General features: G+C 52.4%; 14 protein-coding genes. 5 read left to right on the top strand and 9 right to left on the bottom strand.

All coding sequences use genetic code 11. The annotated features are described in order from the left end of the window. Positions 1-119 precede the first annotated feature (119 nt). On the top strand, positions 120-2,774 hold the full coding sequence (gene alaS, locus ACQ0MK_RS12305; protein ID WP_430472860.1) for an alanine--tRNA ligase: 2,655 nt from the start codon (positions 120-122) through the stop codon (positions 2,772-2,774). 159 nt (positions 2,775-2,933) lie between these two features. Then, the gene (locus tag ACQ0MK_RS12300; RefSeq protein ID WP_430472859.1) at positions 2,934-4,289 is read left to right on the top strand and encodes a hypothetical protein; all 1,356 of its coding nucleotides are present in this window, start codon (positions 2,934-2,936) and stop codon (positions 4,287-4,289) included. Between the two features lie 60 nt (positions 4,290-4,349). Here the strand turns inward: ACQ0MK_RS12300 and ACQ0MK_RS12295 are convergent, their stop codons facing one another. Beyond that, positions 4,350-5,234 carry a DMT family transporter gene (locus ACQ0MK_RS12295; RefSeq protein WP_430472858.1) on the bottom strand — a complete coding sequence of 295 codons (885 nt, stop codon included), beginning with the start codon at positions 5,232-5,234 and terminating at the stop codon, positions 4,350-4,352. Between the two features lie 143 nt (positions 5,235-5,377). Here ACQ0MK_RS12295 and ACQ0MK_RS12290 point away from each other — a divergent pair, with 143 nt between their 5' ends. Next, positions 5,378-5,818 (top strand): Lrp/AsnC family transcriptional regulator, encoded by a 441-nt coding sequence (locus ACQ0MK_RS12290; protein ID WP_430472857.1) that lies wholly within the window; start codon positions 5,378-5,380, stop codon positions 5,816-5,818. A 3-nt stretch (positions 5,819-5,821) separates the two neighbouring features. Here ACQ0MK_RS12290 and ACQ0MK_RS12285 read toward each other — a convergent pair whose 3' ends face one another. Both ACQ0MK_RS12285 and ACQ0MK_RS12280 read right to left on the bottom strand, forming a co-directional pair. Beyond that, positions 5,822-6,721, bottom strand: coding sequence for an AraC family transcriptional regulator (locus tag ACQ0MK_RS12285; protein WP_430472856.1), 900 nt, complete (start codon positions 6,719-6,721; stop codon positions 5,822-5,824). Positions 6,722-6,814: 93 nt separating this feature from the next. After that, positions 6,815-8,149: a DUF2254 domain-containing protein gene (locus ACQ0MK_RS12280; protein ID WP_430472855.1), complete on the bottom strand. Its 1,335-nt coding sequence runs from the start codon at positions 8,147-8,149 to the stop codon at positions 6,815-6,817. 285 nt (positions 8,150-8,434) lie between these two features. Between ACQ0MK_RS12280 and ACQ0MK_RS12275 the strand changes: the two genes are divergently transcribed. Further along, positions 8,435-9,136 (top strand): TetR/AcrR family transcriptional regulator, encoded by a 702-nt coding sequence (locus ACQ0MK_RS12275; protein ID WP_430472854.1) that lies wholly within the window; start codon positions 8,435-8,437, stop codon positions 9,134-9,136. Positions 9,137-9,221: 85 nt separating this feature from the next. Beyond that, positions 9,222-10,481: an MFS transporter gene (locus tag ACQ0MK_RS12270; protein WP_430472853.1), complete on the top strand. Its 1,260-nt coding sequence runs from the start codon at positions 9,222-9,224 to the stop codon at positions 10,479-10,481. Positions 10,482-10,535: 54 nt separating this feature from the next. Here the strand turns inward: ACQ0MK_RS12270 and ACQ0MK_RS12265 are convergent, their stop codons facing one another. From ACQ0MK_RS12265 to ACQ0MK_RS12240, 6 genes are all read right to left on the bottom strand, one after another. Next, positions 10,536-11,378, bottom strand: coding sequence for a tetratricopeptide repeat protein (locus ACQ0MK_RS12265; RefSeq protein WP_430472852.1), 843 nt, complete (start codon positions 11,376-11,378; stop codon positions 10,536-10,538). Between the two features lie 205 nt (positions 11,379-11,583). Further along, positions 11,584-12,318, bottom strand: coding sequence for a hypothetical protein (locus ACQ0MK_RS12260; protein WP_430472851.1), 735 nt, complete (start codon positions 12,316-12,318; stop codon positions 11,584-11,586). 162 nt (positions 12,319-12,480) lie between these two features. Further along, positions 12,481-13,905, bottom strand: coding sequence for an aldehyde dehydrogenase family protein (locus ACQ0MK_RS12255; protein WP_430472850.1), 1,425 nt, complete (start codon positions 13,903-13,905; stop codon positions 12,481-12,483). Between the two features lie 74 nt (positions 13,906-13,979). After that, the gene (locus ACQ0MK_RS12250; RefSeq protein ID WP_430472849.1) at positions 13,980-14,711 is read right to left on the bottom strand and encodes an MBL fold metallo-hydrolase; all 732 of its coding nucleotides are present in this window, start codon (positions 14,709-14,711) and stop codon (positions 13,980-13,982) included. Beyond that, entirely contained in the window at positions 14,708-15,826 is a 1,119-nt protein-coding gene (locus ACQ0MK_RS12245; protein ID WP_430472848.1) for an ABC transporter ATP-binding protein, read from the bottom strand. Before ACQ0MK_RS12245 ends, ACQ0MK_RS12250 begins: the two co-directional genes overlap by 4 nt. Next, positions 15,823-16,614 (bottom strand): ABC transporter permease, encoded by a 792-nt coding sequence (locus ACQ0MK_RS12240; protein WP_430472847.1) that lies wholly within the window; start codon positions 16,612-16,614, stop codon positions 15,823-15,825. The genes ACQ0MK_RS12245 and ACQ0MK_RS12240 overlap by 4 nt, the downstream gene beginning before the upstream one ends.

The raw sequence follows: 16,614 nt of genomic DNA, 5'->3' as shown, positions 1-16,614 counted from the left end.
ACAATTACCCCTGACATCTCTCGCCCGACTGGACAGCGTGAGGTCGAGCCGTTAAATAGTGCAGTCCATCCGCCAGAATGGTGGGTGCATTTGTTCCGCGTTTTCCGGGTTGGAGAGATATGCAGACCGTTAATGATATCCGCACCACATTTCTGGAGTTCTTCCGCAAGAACGGCCATGAAGTCGTTTCCTCCAGCCCGCTGGTGCCGCGCAATGACCCCACCCTGATGTTTACCAATGCCGGGATGGTTCAGTTCAAGAACGTTTTCACCGGTCAGGAGCACCGCGATTATACGCGCGCGACGACCTCGCAGAAATGTGTGCGTGCTGGTGGCAAGCATAACGATCTTGAAAATGTCGGTCATACCGCCCGTCACCACACTTTCTTTGAAATGCTCGGCAACTTTTCGTTTGGCGATTACTTTAAGGAAAATGCGATTGAATTCGCATGGAACCTGATCACCAAGGAATATGGCCTGCCGGCAGATAAGCTGCTGGTGACCGTCTATCATACCGATGACGAAGCCCATGGCCTGTGGAAGAAAATTGCCGGTCTGACCGATGACCGCATCATTCGCATTCCGACCTCTGATAACTTCTGGTCGATGGGCGATACTGGTCCGTGTGGTCCGTGTTCGGAAATCTTCTTTGACCATGGCGATCACATCTGGGGTGGCCCTCCGGGCAGTGCAGATGAAGACGGCGACCGTTTCATTGAAATCTGGAACCTTGTCTTTATGCAGTATGAACAGATGGCAAATGGTGATCGCGTTGATCTGCCAAAACCATCAATTGATACCGGCATGGGCCTGGAACGTGTTGCTGCTGTTTTGCAGGGCAAACACGATAACTATGACATCGATCTTATGCGTGCGCTGATCGAGGCATCGGCAGATGCGACCAATACTGATCCCGATGGTCCGCATAATGTGTCGCACCGTGTGGTTGCCGACCATCTGCGTTCAACCAGCTTCCTGATTGCCGATGGGGTTCTACCATCCAATGCCGGTCGTGGTAACGTTCTGCGCCGTATTATGCGCCGTGCCATGCGCCATCTGCACATGATCGGAACGCAAGACCCGGTCATGTATGAACTGGTCCCGGCACTTGTCCGCAAAATGGGCGGGGCGTTCCCGGAATTGGTCCGCGCACAGGCTTTGATCGAAGAAACGCTTAAGCTTGAAGAACATGGCTTTAAAACCATGCTTGATCGCGGGCTTAAGATGCTTGATGACGCGACCGATGGCATGGACGAAGGTGCGATCCTTTCGGGGGATGTCGCATTCAAGCTTTATGACACCTATGGCTTCCCGCTTGATCTGACGGCCGATGCGCTTAAACCGCGCAAAATCGGCATTGATGAAGACGGGTTTAGCTCCGCCATGGAAGAACAAAAGGCCAAGGCACGTGCCGCATGGTCGGGTTCTGGCGAAGCCGCAACCGAAGAAGTCTGGTTCGATATTCAGGACCGCGACGGTGCGACTGAATTCTTGGGCTATGAAACCGAAACCGCCGAAGGTGTTATCACCGCGTTGGTCAAGGATGGTGCCGAGGTTAAAACCGCATCCAAGGGTGACGAAGTTGCCGTGATTGCCAATCAGACGACCTTCTTTGGTGAATCTGGTGGTCAGCAGGGCGATTCAGGCATCATCAAAACCGAAGGCGGTGCGGTAGTCGAAATCACGGCTACGCAAAAGAAACTTGGCACCTTGCATGTTCATCTTGGCAAGGTTGTTGAAGGCGATGTCAAAGTAGGCGATGCCGCAGAATTCCGCGTTGATCATGCGCGTCGTTCATCCTTGCGTGCCAACCATTCGGCAACCCATCTTTTGCATGCGGTCATGCGCAAGCATCTTGGTGGCCATGTCACCCAAAAGGGGTCGTTGGTTGCCAAGGATCGCCTGCGTTTTGACGTCTCGCACCCAAAGCCGGTCACGGCAGAAGAAGCCGCGATCATTGAAGCCGATGTGAACCGCCTGATCCGTGAAAACAGCGAAGTCACTACCCGTTTGATGACCCCGGATGAGGCGATTGAACTGGGTGCGATGGCGTTGTTTGGTGAAAAGTACGGCGATGAAGTCCGCGTTGTTTCCATGGGCCTGCCAGAAACCAACGAACATGCCTATTCGCTTGAACTTTGCGGCGGCACGCATGTGAAGCGTACCGGTGACATCGGCATGTTCAAAATCGTTTCCGAAGGTGCCGTTTCAAGCGGTGTCCGCCGGATTGAAGCCCTGACCGGCGATGATGCTGCGAACTATATGACTGCGCGTGAAAACGTTCTAAGCACGGTGGCATCTGAACTTAAAGCAGCACCAGAAGATGTTCCGGCCCGCGTTAAAGCGCTTCAGGAAGAACGTCGTCGTCTGGAACGTGAAGTATCCGATCTGCGCAAGAAGCTGGCAACGGCCGGTTCCGGCGGAGCATCGGGCGGTGATGCGTTCAAGGAAGTCAACGGCGTCAAACTGGCCCTTCGCGCGCTTGAAGGCATTCCGGCCAAGGACCTTAAAGGTATGGTTGATGAACTGCGCGATCAGATGGGGTCAGGTATTGTCGCACTGGTTTCGGATGACAATGGCAAGGCATCGATCGTGGTTGGCCTGACCGATGATTTGAAAGACAAGTTCAGCGCAGTTGATCTTGTGCGGATCGGTGTTGACAAGCTTGGCGGTAAAGGCGGCGGTGGCCGCCCGGATATGGCACAGGGTGGTGGTTCTGATCCATCCCAGGCCGATGCCGCATTGGCCGCGATTGAGGCATATGTTGCGGGCTAATCACCAAAATATAGAGTTTTAGAAAAGGGCCCCGTCGGGGCCCTTTTATTATGCAGAGTTAGGAGAGTTGTATATTCTGGGTGTTGAATAAATCTTTTGGTTGCGCATTCTTGATCTCAAGGGATAACCTTTGGTTGTGTCATTTGGGGGAGATCAAGCATGAAGCCCGATTACTTGTCGCAAGGTGAGGCGGCTCGCCTTTTCCCTGTCTTGGCAACGACATCGAAAGAAGGTCGCACGACGGCAATTGTTTTAAGCTGTTTGGCGAGTATTCAAGAATTCGGGCAAAGTTTGCTCAGGTCAGTAAATGTTCGTGTTGGTAAGACAACTAGCGTCGATGCGTTTACAGAAATCGTTTTTTCTGGAGATAAATCTGCGACAAAAGACCGCCCTGATGGTCTTTTGATTGCCACGACCGGTAAACGTGAATGGCGTGCATTGGTAGAGACAAAAGTGGGTTCCAACCTTTTGGACGATGATCAGGTGGAACGCTATCGTGCATTGGCTAAGGCGCATGGGGTAGATTGCGTCATCACGATATCCAATCAGTTTACATCCCGCCCTGAAAACCATCCTCTAATATCCGTTCGTAAGAGTCGTTCAAAAATTCCTGTCTACCATTGGTCATGGATGTTCATTTTGACGACTGCTGATCTGCTTATAAGCAATGACGAAGTGGCCGATGACGATCAGTTGCTTTTGTTGAATGAACTCAAAAGGTTTTTGACCCATGAGAGCACAGGCATCAAAGGTTTTGATCGTATGCCTGCCGAATGGACTGACTTAAATAAGCTAGTGTCAGCGTCAGAAGGTATTCCTGCGAAATCTGAGGCCGCACAAGTTGTATTAGAGGCATGGCATCAGGAAACGCGAGACCTCTCATTGATTCTTAGCCGCCAGACAGAAACTTTGGTTCGAGAGAAATTGCCACGCAAGCATCTCGAAGATCCAAGCCTTAGACTAAAAGAAGAATTTGCCAACCTTCGCGATACGAAACGTTTGAGCGCCACACTTGTGATTCCGGATGCTGCGTCGCCTGTCGAAATCTATGCCAACCTTATGACTAGAACGATTTCCGTTGAGATGTTTTTGAGAGCGCCCGATGACAAAAAAACGACCAAGGCAAGGGTGAATTGGCTGCTGCGGCAGCTCAAAGGTGTATCAACGTCGGATATGCATATTAGGCTAATGTGGCCGGGAAGCAGCGAAGCCACTCTGTATCCACTTGAAGCTTTGAGAGAGGATGCTGCCATTTCGGAAGAGGGCAAGGAAGGTATGCAGGTTCTTGGTTTCCACGTATTGTTATCGCGCAGGGTTGGGGTGAAGTTTACTCAGCAGACAAACTTTATTGCTCTCTTGGAAGAGATTGTCCCAGAGTTCTACCGAGAAGTCGGACAAAATCTTGTTGCTTGGCGTAAGGCGGCTCCGAAAATCAAATCGAACCGTGATGATGCAAGAGACGTTAGTGTCGATGCGTTGGAAGATGAGGCGGAGCATATGGCGTTAGATGGATGAGTAAGAAGTAGAGAGGATGTCTGCAAAACTCCCTCTCTACAGCTACCTATCAAGTTTCGTTTAAACTACGCTTTTTTCTCTGATCAATTGCCAACCCAAATTCATTCCGGCGGCCGCGATCAGGATTGCAACCGCACCGATGATTTGACCGATATCCGGGCGATAGCCAAAGGCGATCAGGTCGACAATGATGGCAACAACCGGATAAATGAAACTCAGCGACCCTTGTAAATGGGTGGGCAGTTTTTGAACCGCGCCATACATCAACACATACATGATCCCGGTATGAACCACGCCGACGGTGACAAGTGATCCCCAGCTTTGTGCGGTGTCAGGCAGGTTATGCAGATCGGCAAACGGGATCAGCATCAAGATACCGACACAGACCTGAATAAGTGCGATCAGATGCGGTGGGGTGCCTTTCAGTTTTTTGGTGATAATGGCGGCGGTCGCCCAGAAGAACGCAGCCCCCAATGCCATTAAAATCCCGCCAGCATAATCAGACCCGGTAAAGCCGCCGGTTGGTTTGCCGGCAATGATCAAAAGCAACCCGCCAAAGGCAATGCCAAGCCATGCGAATTTATTCAGCGTCAGTTTTTCGCCAAAAAATATCGCGCCAAACAGCACCAGCATAAAGGGCTGGGTATTATAGACCGCCGTTGAAACCGAGATCGACGCCATCGAATAAGACTGAAACAGCATGAACCAGTTCGTCACAATTGCCACCCCGCCAAGGGCCGCCCAACCCAGCATGCGGATGTTTAAAAGCCCACGCAAAAGCCCCATCCCGGCACAAATCAGCAAAAGTGTTGCTGCCCCAAACACACAGCGCCAGAACACAACATCCAAAGCCGGGCGGTCTGACATCACGACAAACCAGCCGATTGTTCCCAAAATCGTCATTGCGGCGGTCATTTCGACCGTACCGCGTACTTGTTCTTTCATCGGAAAGCTCCGTCTTGAATTTCATTTGATGGCGTAACTTTCCGCTTTTTTGCCGCGGTTTTATATGGCTTGAACAAGGTAGTTGTTGCATGTAGCCTTTTTTATCTAAGTAAAGTTGACAAATTTATGAGATTTGTAAGGTCATGGACGAAACAGATCAGAAGATTCTAAAAATCTTGATGCGCGATGCCCGTATTTCGCAAAAGGAACTGGCCGCCAAGGTCGGGCTTTCTGCCCCGGGTGTGGCCGAACGCGTCCGGCGATTGGAAGAACGTGGAATCATTCGGGGCTTTACCATTGATGTTGACCCCGAAGCATTGGGCTATCCGTTACAAGCCATCGTGCGCATTCGCCCGCTTCCGGGGAAGCTTCATATCGTGCAGCAGCTGATTTCGGAAATTCCGGAATTTGGCGAGTGTGACAAGGTGACGGGCGATGATTGCTTTGTCGCCCGGCTTTATGTGCGCTCAATGGGGGAACTGGACGGGTTGTTGGATCAGATTGTCGATAAGGCCGAAACCAACACCGCAATTGTAAAATCAAAACCGGTTGAACGGCGCATGCCGCCGCTTACGGCAAAATAGCCATCAGGCCAGCGGTAGGAAGATATCGGTGATGGTTTCATGTTCGGGAACGTCGGGGTAAAACGCGACACGTTGAAACATCAGTGGGAAGTCGCCGGGCGTTTCCCCACTTTGGGGCAGCCAGTCGCGATAAAGCCGCAAGGCACTTTCGCCAAGCAGCTGATCACTGCCGATATGGCGCAGTCTGGCACAGCGACCAGCCGGCAGGATTTGCTCATAAAACCCGGTTTCTGTGTCATCTTCCGTCAACTGGTGCTTGGTCGCAACCGCCAAGCCCATGCAAAATTCATCGGGTGGGGTATCATCGGGATTGCACCAGACGATGTTAAACGTCGCGTGTTTGGATGGGTGAAGGTGATGGGCCTTTCGCCATGCGATGAACCGTTGAATGGTTTGGCCAATGCGTTCTGGCGGGCCGACATGATCAAGGCAAGCGGTTCTGGTTTCGGGGAAATCTAGGATCGCGACATCATCAAGAATGCCGGGATGCGTTGGGCTGCTCATTGAATTGATCCTCACAGTTTGGAGTTTGGCATAACGTTCCTGCCAGTGATCCCAATCCGGGTTGGCCCGAAAATCCGATGGGCTTTGCCCCTGTATCTGGCGAAAGGCACGGCTGAAGGATTCCGGACTGTCATATCCGGCATTAAAGGCAATTTCCGTGATCGACAGATTTTTGCGAAACAGCAGGCTATGTGCGGCGCGGCGCATGCGGATCAATCGGACATATTGCGTGACCGTTATGTCAAACAGGGCGGTAAATTGCCGGTGAAAATCAAACGGTGAATAGGCCGCAATACCGGCCAAGGTTTTAAGCGACATATCCTGATCAAGATGCACATCAATATGGTCAAATACACGGGAAAACCGTGCTTTGAAATTCTGGCGGTCGTGATCCTTCACACAGATATTCCTTGATTGGCTGCAACATCAGCGGCGGTGTTAAATTGCCATATATGATCGCGGAATACCTGATTGATCTTGCTGTTTTGACGGTTATTTTTCCTGATTGCGCAAGATACGGTTGATGGCGGTTTCAACAGCTTTGCGATCATTTTCTTCGCGAATGTCACGTTCTGCCGCCCGCAGGATCAGGCGGGCGTGATCGCGCAGGACTGTTGATTGGTGGTCTGTTTCTGACAGTTTAATCAGGCTTTCGATGATTTCGGTCATTGGCAACAAGACATCGGGCTTGGCACTTGCCGATTGGCGGATTTGATCAAAGGCCGCCCCAAGCATCCCGGCGAAATCCGAAAGGGATGCCTGAACGCGGATAATGCCGTCATCATCATTCCATGTCCCCACCGGGTATTTAAACGTCATGGCATGTGGCAATGCGCGGCCTAACCGGTAAATCACGGAAATCGCGGTAAACGGATCATTGATCCCCGGTGACAGGGCACGTAAGGCAACCTCGACCAATTGGCGCACCGCAAATTCGACATCAAGCATGGCGGTGCGGTGATTGCCGGTCAGGATCGTTTCGCTGATGTCGGTTCGGCAGGTTCTGATATCTGTGCTGAGCGGTTTGTTGTCGGCGGGTGAAACACAGCCAATAACGTCACCCTTAATCGCGTGTTGCCCGGCACGGACCATCAATGAAACGCAGATACCGCGTTCTGTCGCGATCTCGCACAGCTTTTTGTAATCAATGCCCTGAACATATCCCGAAGACGCGGCATAAAGGGCGACGTCTTCTGAAATCTCCATCGTATCGGGAAGGTCCACTTGCGCCTTTTCGGCCCGTTGGATCGGGTCTTGTAGTGTGCTGCAAGCCGACTGGATGGTGGTTTCAAGGTTATGGCCGACTTGCTGGATGACTTCATCGGCGACGATTGACCGTCCAAGGTGATGAACAAACAAGATCAGAACGAAAACAGAAATCACAAAAAGTGCGATGCCTATTGTCGCGCTAAGCTGTGGGATCGGCGCGGTTTCAGGCATGTCGCCCATCAGAAGAAGGGACGTGATCAGAAAAAGAATACTGCCGACAAAGGTGCCAAGGGCATTTTGGGTTTTGCTGTCACCCATGAAGTTTCGGATCATGCGCGGGCCAAGCGATCCGGCGGCCAAGGTCAGGACAACCATCGTGATCGACAAGGCAAATGTCGTCATAGTGACAAGGGTTGCCAAAAGCGTTTGCAGCAAATCCCGGATCGTTGGCAACTGATCAAATCCCGGCCAGAACGATGGCAGGATATCCCCCAGACCATATGACGGAAGCGCCATCACCAGAACGGCAAAGGCGGCACCGCCAAGGGCAAAAAGAAATGGCGATACCCACAGGCTGTAAGCCAGAAATTCCCATATGCGGATGAAGCGTTGAAACATGTTGGCAACCACTCAAAAAGGATAACGGGGGTGCAACGCCGTCCGATCCATGGAGCAGCTGCTTTGGGCTTAGGGGGTATGACCCTACGATCTTATGCTGGAAACGCATCATAACGGTAGCTGTTCCGGTCAAATGGGAAATGCGTGGCGGTTTTGCTGCTTATCGATGCTTTTCGCGCCATCGAATGACACCCATGCAAAATTACGAATTGTCCCGGTTTAAAAAATGAACCAAATTCGATTTTACGTCACAAACTATAAAGTCGATGAAAAGGCCGGGTTGCCATGGTTGCGCAGAACCGCATGGAAAAACGCCAAAAGCGTGAAGAACTGATCCTTGACGGGGCAGGGGAACTGATTGCAGAAGTTGGTTTCTTTGAACTTAAAATGTCGGACCTTGCCCGCATATGTGGCATTTCGGTTGGTACGCTTTACGGCCATTTCGCCAGCAAGGAAGATCTTTTGATCGGTTTGGCGGTGATGGCAGGCTCCAAACGTGCCGAGAAGTTTGATATTGCGCGCAATCATGATGGCAGCGCGATTGAAAAATACATCATCGCCAATCTGCTTGATCTGCGCTTTTCCATTGATCACCCCCAATGGTTTGAGGCGGAATATCTTGCCCTTGCCCCATCGATCTGGAAACGCGCGACCTCTGTGCGCCATCAGGCGCAGCTTGATCAGATCAATGCCATCACATCGATGTTTCAGGCCTTCCTCAGCGAAGGTGAGGCCGAACTTGGCATTGCATCGGATATGACCAGCCGCAGCCGCAACCTTAATCTTGGCAGTTGGGGGCTTGGTTACGGGATCAATGTGCTTGTTCTCTCGGAAATTACCGATCGCCACTACGGACAGGAATTGCGCAAAAACGCGGTCAATATCCTGTGTGACGGGCTGGCTGATCTTATGATCGGGGCAGGGTGGCAGGTTGAAGATGCCCGGCAAAAAGTCCGGACCCTTGCGGATCGTTACGTCGCCTTGTAACGGCATTCTGCCACACGCTACACGCCACGGGGTCCTTTTAAACACAATCACACAAGCCTTCTAACGCCCCACGGAGTTCATCCCTATGTCGCAGGAAAACAAGGCAATGTCGGCAGTCTTTTTGACTGTCCTGTTTGGCTTTGCCGGTTTCAGTTTGCCCTATCCGGTCTTTGGCCCGATGTTTTTAAAGCCTGAACTGGGGTTTCTTGATCCGTCGGTTCCCGAACAATATCGCACCATCCTGCTTGGGGTGGCGATGGCGCTTTATCCCATTGGGCAATTTGTTGGTGCATCCTGGTTGGGGCGTTTATCCGACAAGGTCGGGCGCAAGCCGGTTCTGGTGGCATCGCTTTTGGGGGCTGCAATTGGCTATATCGTTGTCGCCATCGGGGTTGCGAATGCCAATTTATCGATGGTGTTGATCGGGCGGTTTGTGTCGGGCCTCTGCGAAGGCAATATGGCAATCGCCCAATCCATCGCATCAGACATCAGCACACCGGCAAACAAGGTGCGCAATTTCGGCCTGATCACGGTTGCGATCAATGTTGGCTGGATCGTCGGTCCGCTGATGGGGGGATTTTTCTCGGACCCGTCTATTCATCCGTCTTTCAACGTTTCATGGCCGTTCTTTTTTGCAGCAGGCATGTATGGCTTCAATCTTTTGGTTGTTGCGGTGGTTTTGAACATTCCCGAATATGCCCGCCGCCGTGGTCGGACGGATAAGGGCGCACCAGTTGCCACCCGGTCTGTCTGGGCCACCTTGACCGATCCGGTTTTGCTGCCGGGCTATGTGGTGTCGTTTGCAAGCTATGTCGCGATCTATTTGTTCTTCTGTTTCTATGGCGTCTACATGGTGCAGAACCATGACGTGACAAGCAGTTTCCTTGGCATGTGTGCCGCCATCATCTCGATCCCGCTGATCTTGGCGGGATTGACGGTTGAACGGGCACAGCGGCCGATGGGGCTTCGTGGTGTTGCGGCCCTTGGTCATATGCTGCTGGCGGTTGGTCTTGTGACCTTTATCCTGCCCGATGATCTGGTGTGGATTTTTGTGCCGATGAGTTTGGCGGCCTTCGGGATTGCATGGTGCGAAGTAACCACCAGTCTGTTCATTTCAAACGGGGCGGGCGCGCATGAACAGGGCCTGGCATTGGGGATTTACCGATCCGTCCATGTTCTGGCCGAGGCCGCCGCCGTTTTGGTCGGGGGTGTTCTCGCAGGCCTCAGCAGCAATTCACCGTTTATTGTCGGGGGTGTTGCCGCAGTGATCTGTGTGATTGGTATTCTGGGCTGGGTGAAAACGCGCAGCTCTGAGGGGTCAATTGTCGAGGCACCCGTAAGCTAATTGCCAACCAAGCTGATCAAAAATACCCGCGTAATGACGAGGGTATTTCGGGTTCTAGATGTCGGTGGTTGCAAGGGCTGCATGGGCGATGAGCGCCACTGCGTCCTTGCTGTCTTGGCGTTTGTCATCGGTCAGTTCGGTAACGGTATCTGCAAGCGCGCGGATGTCATCAAGCCCGTCAATATCACGGCAAACGGCCATGACCCGTTCCCAGATCGCCTGATGATCCATGCCGCCCATGACGGTCAGGGTAATGGCCCGGTTCAGGGTGGCTTCGCTATGATCAGGGGTCTGTGCCAGAATTTGTTCAAACGCCTCAAACGCTGCGATGAATTGTCCATCGCGCAAATTGATCACGCCCAGATCGTTTGAGGCGGTCAAAGATGTCGGGTCAATCCGCAGGAGCTGCTCAACCGCGCGGCGTTCGCCGTCGATATCGCCATTTGCCCGGTGACAGGCGGCCATCAGCCGATGAATGGTTTGTGAGCCGGGGCTATGATGTGCTGCGGTTTGAAGCGATGACAGGGCTGTTTTGCTGTGACCAAGATCAAGCAATGCCTGACCGCGCAGGGTCAAAAAATCAGGATTGGTTGGCTTGGCGCGCAAAATGATATCGACATGGTTCAGCGCACCGCGCGGATCGCCATTTTCCAGCAGGGCGCGTGCAGTGTGATACAGGCAATCTTCATGGCCCGCATCAGATTGCAGCACCGTGCGGTATTCACCAAGTGCTTCGACAATCGAACCTTTTTCGTGAAGGGCACGCGCCAACCCGAACCGGGCTTCAAGATTATCCATATTTTCGCTAAGTGCCTGACGCAGCATATTGATGGCGGCATCAAATTGCCGCCTTTTTAACGCCGCAAGTCCCATCTCGGAAAAGGACATTGCATTCATTTCTCGTCTCCCAATCCGTATCTGATCCGTTGCCCGGATCGTTAAATTTATCGATTAACGATGGGATTATAGTGGCCGATTGCATCATTACCAGCCCTATATCATGTGGGGATGACGCAAGGGCATTGCGCGGTGTGACTTTAACATGAAACGCAGAAGACCCCGGAATTTTCCGGGGTCTTTGTTTGAAGCGGGTTTGTGTTGTTTAGTCCAAAAACTCGCTTGCAATCAGGTCCTGTTTCTCGCGGGACCAGGCAATCACATTGTCCAAGTTTTTCTGCCAACGCGGGTTGCTGTATAAATCCTTTGTCACGGATGTATCGGCAGGTGTGTAGCCGGGGAACGCGACATCTACCGGTTCACGATAGTCAAAGCCGTATTCAGCGATCAGGAATTTGTTCCGTCGCACAATGCGATGAACGGAAAACAGCATGCTGTCGGGGCGATCTATTACTTTGGAAGTTAGATAGACGTCGGCCTGTCGAAACACGCTGTCTGTTTCTGCTGATGGCCATGTGCTCCAGTTGTCAATATAGAAGCATATCTGTCGGCCAAGATCCCGATTGGCAACCTTCTCAAAGTAGATATCTTTTTCGTCGGGCGTACAGTGATCTGTCGAATAAAAAGAGAAGCCAAGTGGTGTCTCAAGCGCGGTCATCAGGAAAACAAGACCGTTGAGGTTGTGGTCATCATCAATACGGGCCAATGCGGTATGGCCAAAAGCTTGATAGTGGTTGTTTCGGGTGATCGATTGACCAACAACTGTCCAGTCGCCGGGGGGTAAAAGAACGTCACCTTGCGGCATGGTTATTTTATCTGAAAATACACGCCCGATTGGTACGTCTTGCTCAAACTGGGTCGCTGCGGTGACGCAGCCCGATAACAGCGCTGCAGTTGCCAGTACGATGAGTTTTCTTATCATTTGTGTCCCTTTCCTCACGTCTACAGAAGTTTTAAGTGTCTGTAAGGAAAGGGTAAACTATCCATAGTTGGTGGATTGCTCTCAAACGGATAGGCTCAAATGCGGGGCGCCCTATACCAATCTGCAATTTTTATGGCTGGTCACCATGTCGGTGAACAATGACCAGCCAAACTTCGTCGATTACGGCTTATGCAGCATTTTGACTTCCATGAAGTCTTCAAGGCCAAACAGCCCGCCTTCGCGCCCGATCCCTGATTGTTTATAGCCGCCAAACGGGCTTCCCGGACGCGGGAAGGCACCATTGATGCGGATCATGCCCGCGCGGAGTTTGCGCGCAACCCGGTCGGCCTTGGCATCATCAGGGGTCTGGATATAGGCCGCCAGACCATATGGCGTGTCATTGGCGATCCTGATTGCGTCTTCTTCGGTATCAAACGGGATCATGGCGACGACCGGGCCAAAGATTTCTTCGCGTGCGATGCGCATATTATTATTTACATCGGCAAAGATGGTTGGTTTGGCGAAATATCCTTCGTTCATACCATCGGGCTTGCCGACACCGCCGACCAGCAGTTTGGCACCTTCGTCAATGCCCGCCTGAATAAGGGTCTGAACCCGGTCATACTGAATATGACTGACCAGCGGCCCGACATGATTGCCTTCAACACGTGGATCGCCAACCTTTGCCGCATCGCCGACTTTTTTGGCGACTTTGACGGCCTCATCATAGATTGATCGTTGAACCAGCATACGGGTAGGCGCGTCACAGGTTTGACCGGTATTGTTGAAAACATCGAGAACGCTAAAGGTAATGCGGTCTTCGATATCGACATCATCAAAGACGATGTTGGGCGATTTTCCACCGAGTTCCAGCGTCACACGTTTGATGTTTTCGGCGGCATCCCGTGTGATCGCCTTGCCCGCCCGGGTTGATCCGGTAAAGGACATCATGGCGATATCGGGGTGGCGCGACATGGTCGCACCGGCAACGGGACCTACACCCTGAATAAGGTTAAATGCGCCCGCGGGGAAGCCGGCCTCATCGATCATTTCGGCATAAAGCATCGCGTTAAGCGGGGTGAATTCAGATGGTTTTAAAACGCAAGTACAGCCCGTTGCCAAGGCCGGGATGACTTTAAGAACAATCTGGTTGATCGGCCAGTTCCACGGCGTGATCAGGCCACAAACCCCGATTGGTTCACGCAACAGCGTTTCGCCGTTATGCAGGGTTTCTTCGGTTTTGAAGTCGCGCAAAACATTGATGAAATCCTGAAGATGGGCGACACCTGCATCGGCCTGCTGTTCGCGCGACATCGTAATCGGTGCGCCAAGTTCGGCCGTGATGGTCTGAGCGACTTCTTCATAGCGGCGCTTGTAGATCGCAAGCAGGCGTTCAAGCATGCCAAGCCGCTCATCAATCGTGGTCTGGCTATAGGTTTCAAAGGCACGCTTGGCCGCGGCAACCGCAAGGTCGACATCTTCTTCGCTGGCCAGCGTGATCTGGGTGATGACTTCTTCGGTGGCGGGATTGATGACGTCCATTTTCTGGGACGAGATCGGATCGATCCATTTGCCGTTAATGTAGAATTTGCCTGCGTTTTCCATAGGAAGCCTTCCTGAGAATTTGGGTGTAACTGGCCAGATCATGTTGCGTCATGTCTTGGCACTGATTTCTTTTTTCAGGTCCGTTCCCTCAGCCAGTCTTTGATAATCTTGCGGTGGCGTTCGCCGCTGTAACTGGCAAAATGTCCGCCATGGACCACACGCACCGGCAAATCATAAAGCCGTTCCATGGATCGCACATAATCACGTGCATTGGCATGATAAGTGTCTTCGATCAAAGGTCCATCATAAACGATGTCGCCGGAAAACAGGATGCCGGTTTTGGCTTCCCATAATGCAATGCCCCCCGGCGAGTGGCCCGGCGTGTGGATGACCTCAAAATGCCGGTCCCCCAGATCAATCACATCACCATCCTCGACTATGCGGGTTGCCGGGGCGGCCTTGACCGCATAGGTCGTCGACGCATACGGAAGCGGGGGCAGTTTGGTGAAAATCTCGTCGGTGACATAGGGATCCGCCAGCGTGTTCTTGCGCGTGGGTGCGGCCAACAGATCCGCTTCGCAGCGATGGCAAATGCGGTTTTCAAATTCGTGATGACAGCCGATATGGTCAAAATGAGTATGGCTTGCCACCGCCTGAACGGGTCGTTCCGTTACCAAGGGCACCCAATCGGTAAGTGATACGACGCCCATGCCGCTATCAACCAGCATATCGCTATCGCGCCCGCGAATGTGCCAGATATTGCAGCGGTAAAATTCTTCGATAAACGGTTCACCAATATAGGTGACGTCATCGCCCACGGTCTTCAGGCTGTACCAGTCTTCGGGTTTGGCGTGTTCCAGTGTCATGCCCCGGCGTCCTCCTGCTTTGATCCGTTTGTATGGCCGGGCAGGACAGTGATGGAGGTTGGATCAATGGTCAGATCAATCCACGCGCCAGGTTCAATGATGGCCGATTGCGGCATATGGGCGGTGATTGTCATGTTGGGATAGTCAACCGGGCTAAGATGGGCACGGTGATGGGTGCCAAAGAACGCCCCGTCGGTCACCTTTGCCTTGCCCAATGTGATTCGTTGGCCTGTGCCCGTACTTGCGCGAAAATGTTCAGGGCGGATCGCAAGCATAATCTTTTGCCCGGCCTTGATCGCATGATCACCAACAGAGGTTTCCGGCAATTTGACAGACCCGAGGATGGTGTTGATATGCGCGCCATCATCGGTGATGGCATCAAGGGTGCCGGGGATGAAGTTGACTTCACCCATGAAACTCGCGGAAAACACGGTTTTCGGGCGCATATAGATATCTTCCGGGCGACCGACATCTTCGATTTTGCCACCATTCATCACGACGATCCGATCAGCAATCGCCATGGCTTCTTCCTGATCGTGGGTCACGTGAACGAATGTTGTACCAACCCGTTTCTGAATGGCTTTAAGCTCGTCCTGCATCTGGCGGCGGAGTTTTAAATCCAGCGCGCCAAGCGGCTCATCAAGCAGCAAGACATCGGGTTCAACCGCCAAGGCACGGGCGAGGGCAACGCGCTGGCGCTGCCCACCGGAAAGTTCGTGCGGTTTTTTGTTCGCAGATGATTTAAGGCCGACCATATCCAGAAGGTCTTCTGCCTTTGCATGGCGTTCAGACTTGCCGATTTTTCGCATCTTAAGTCCAAACGCGACATTATCGCGCAACGTCATATGCGGAAACAGGGCGTAATCTTGAAACATTGTGGTGGTCGGGCGTTTGGATGGCGGGACCTGGCCCATATCGCGCCCGGCAATCTCGATATTGCCTTTGGTTGGGGATAGGAACCCGCCAAGAAGCGATAGCAATGTGGTTTTGCCACAGCCTGACGGACCAAGAAGGACAATGAATTCACCGGCCTCGATTTCAAGGCTGACGTTATCAAGGGCGGTAAAGTCGCCAAAGGTTTTGGTGGCGTTGCGTATGGATACGGGGGCGGTCATTTCTTTGCCGTCCTTCTAAAGACAATCAGTTCAAGGATAAGCAGCAGGGCAACCGATACAAGGAAGACAATGCTTCCGACCGCGTTGGTTTTCGGGTTCAGGCCCGACCGCAACATGCTCCAGATTTCAACAGGCAGGGTGACGTCAAAGCGCGACAGCAGGAACGATATGATGAATTCATCCCAGCTAAACGTCACCGAAAGGAAAAATGCCGCCAAAATTGATGGCATCAGCATCGGTGCGCTGACTTGTGTCATCACCTGCCATTCCGCCGCCCCCAAATCACGGGCCGCACGTTCGATGTTCTTTTGATGGTCCCCCATCGATGCGTAAATGATCGCAAAACACAGCGGCAAATTAATCACCACATGACCAACCCCCACCGTCCAAAGCGACAGCGACACACCCATCCAGTTAAAGGTTGATAACAGCCCAAGAGCAATGATCAGGTAACTGACTGTCATGGGGGCAACCAGAAGTCCGCGCTGTAACCGAGATGCCGGAAGGACAAAGCGCGCAAGGCCGTAAGCCGCACAAAATCCAAGCAGGCAGGCAACAGTTGATGAACCAAGGGCAACCATCAGGGAATTGCCAAGGGCGGACATCAGGCGGTTATCGGCAAAAACCTCGCCGTACCATTTTAACGTTGCGCCATTAAATGGCGGAACGGGCAGGCGACCATCCTGAAACGAAAACAGGACTAGGACCGCCACGGGTAAAAAGATAAAGCCGTAAAGCGCAATCAGATAGGCCCATGACAGGGTTTTGGAAAAGCGTGAAGAGATCAT

The sequence above is a fragment of the Thalassospira lucentensis genome (assembly GCF_050516545.1).
GTDB classification, from domain to species: Bacteria; Pseudomonadota; Alphaproteobacteria; order Rhodospirillales; family Thalassospiraceae; genus Thalassospira; species Thalassospira lucentensis_C.
Note: the sequence above shows the minus strand (reverse complement) of the source record. Positions and strands in the feature narration are given on the sequence as shown.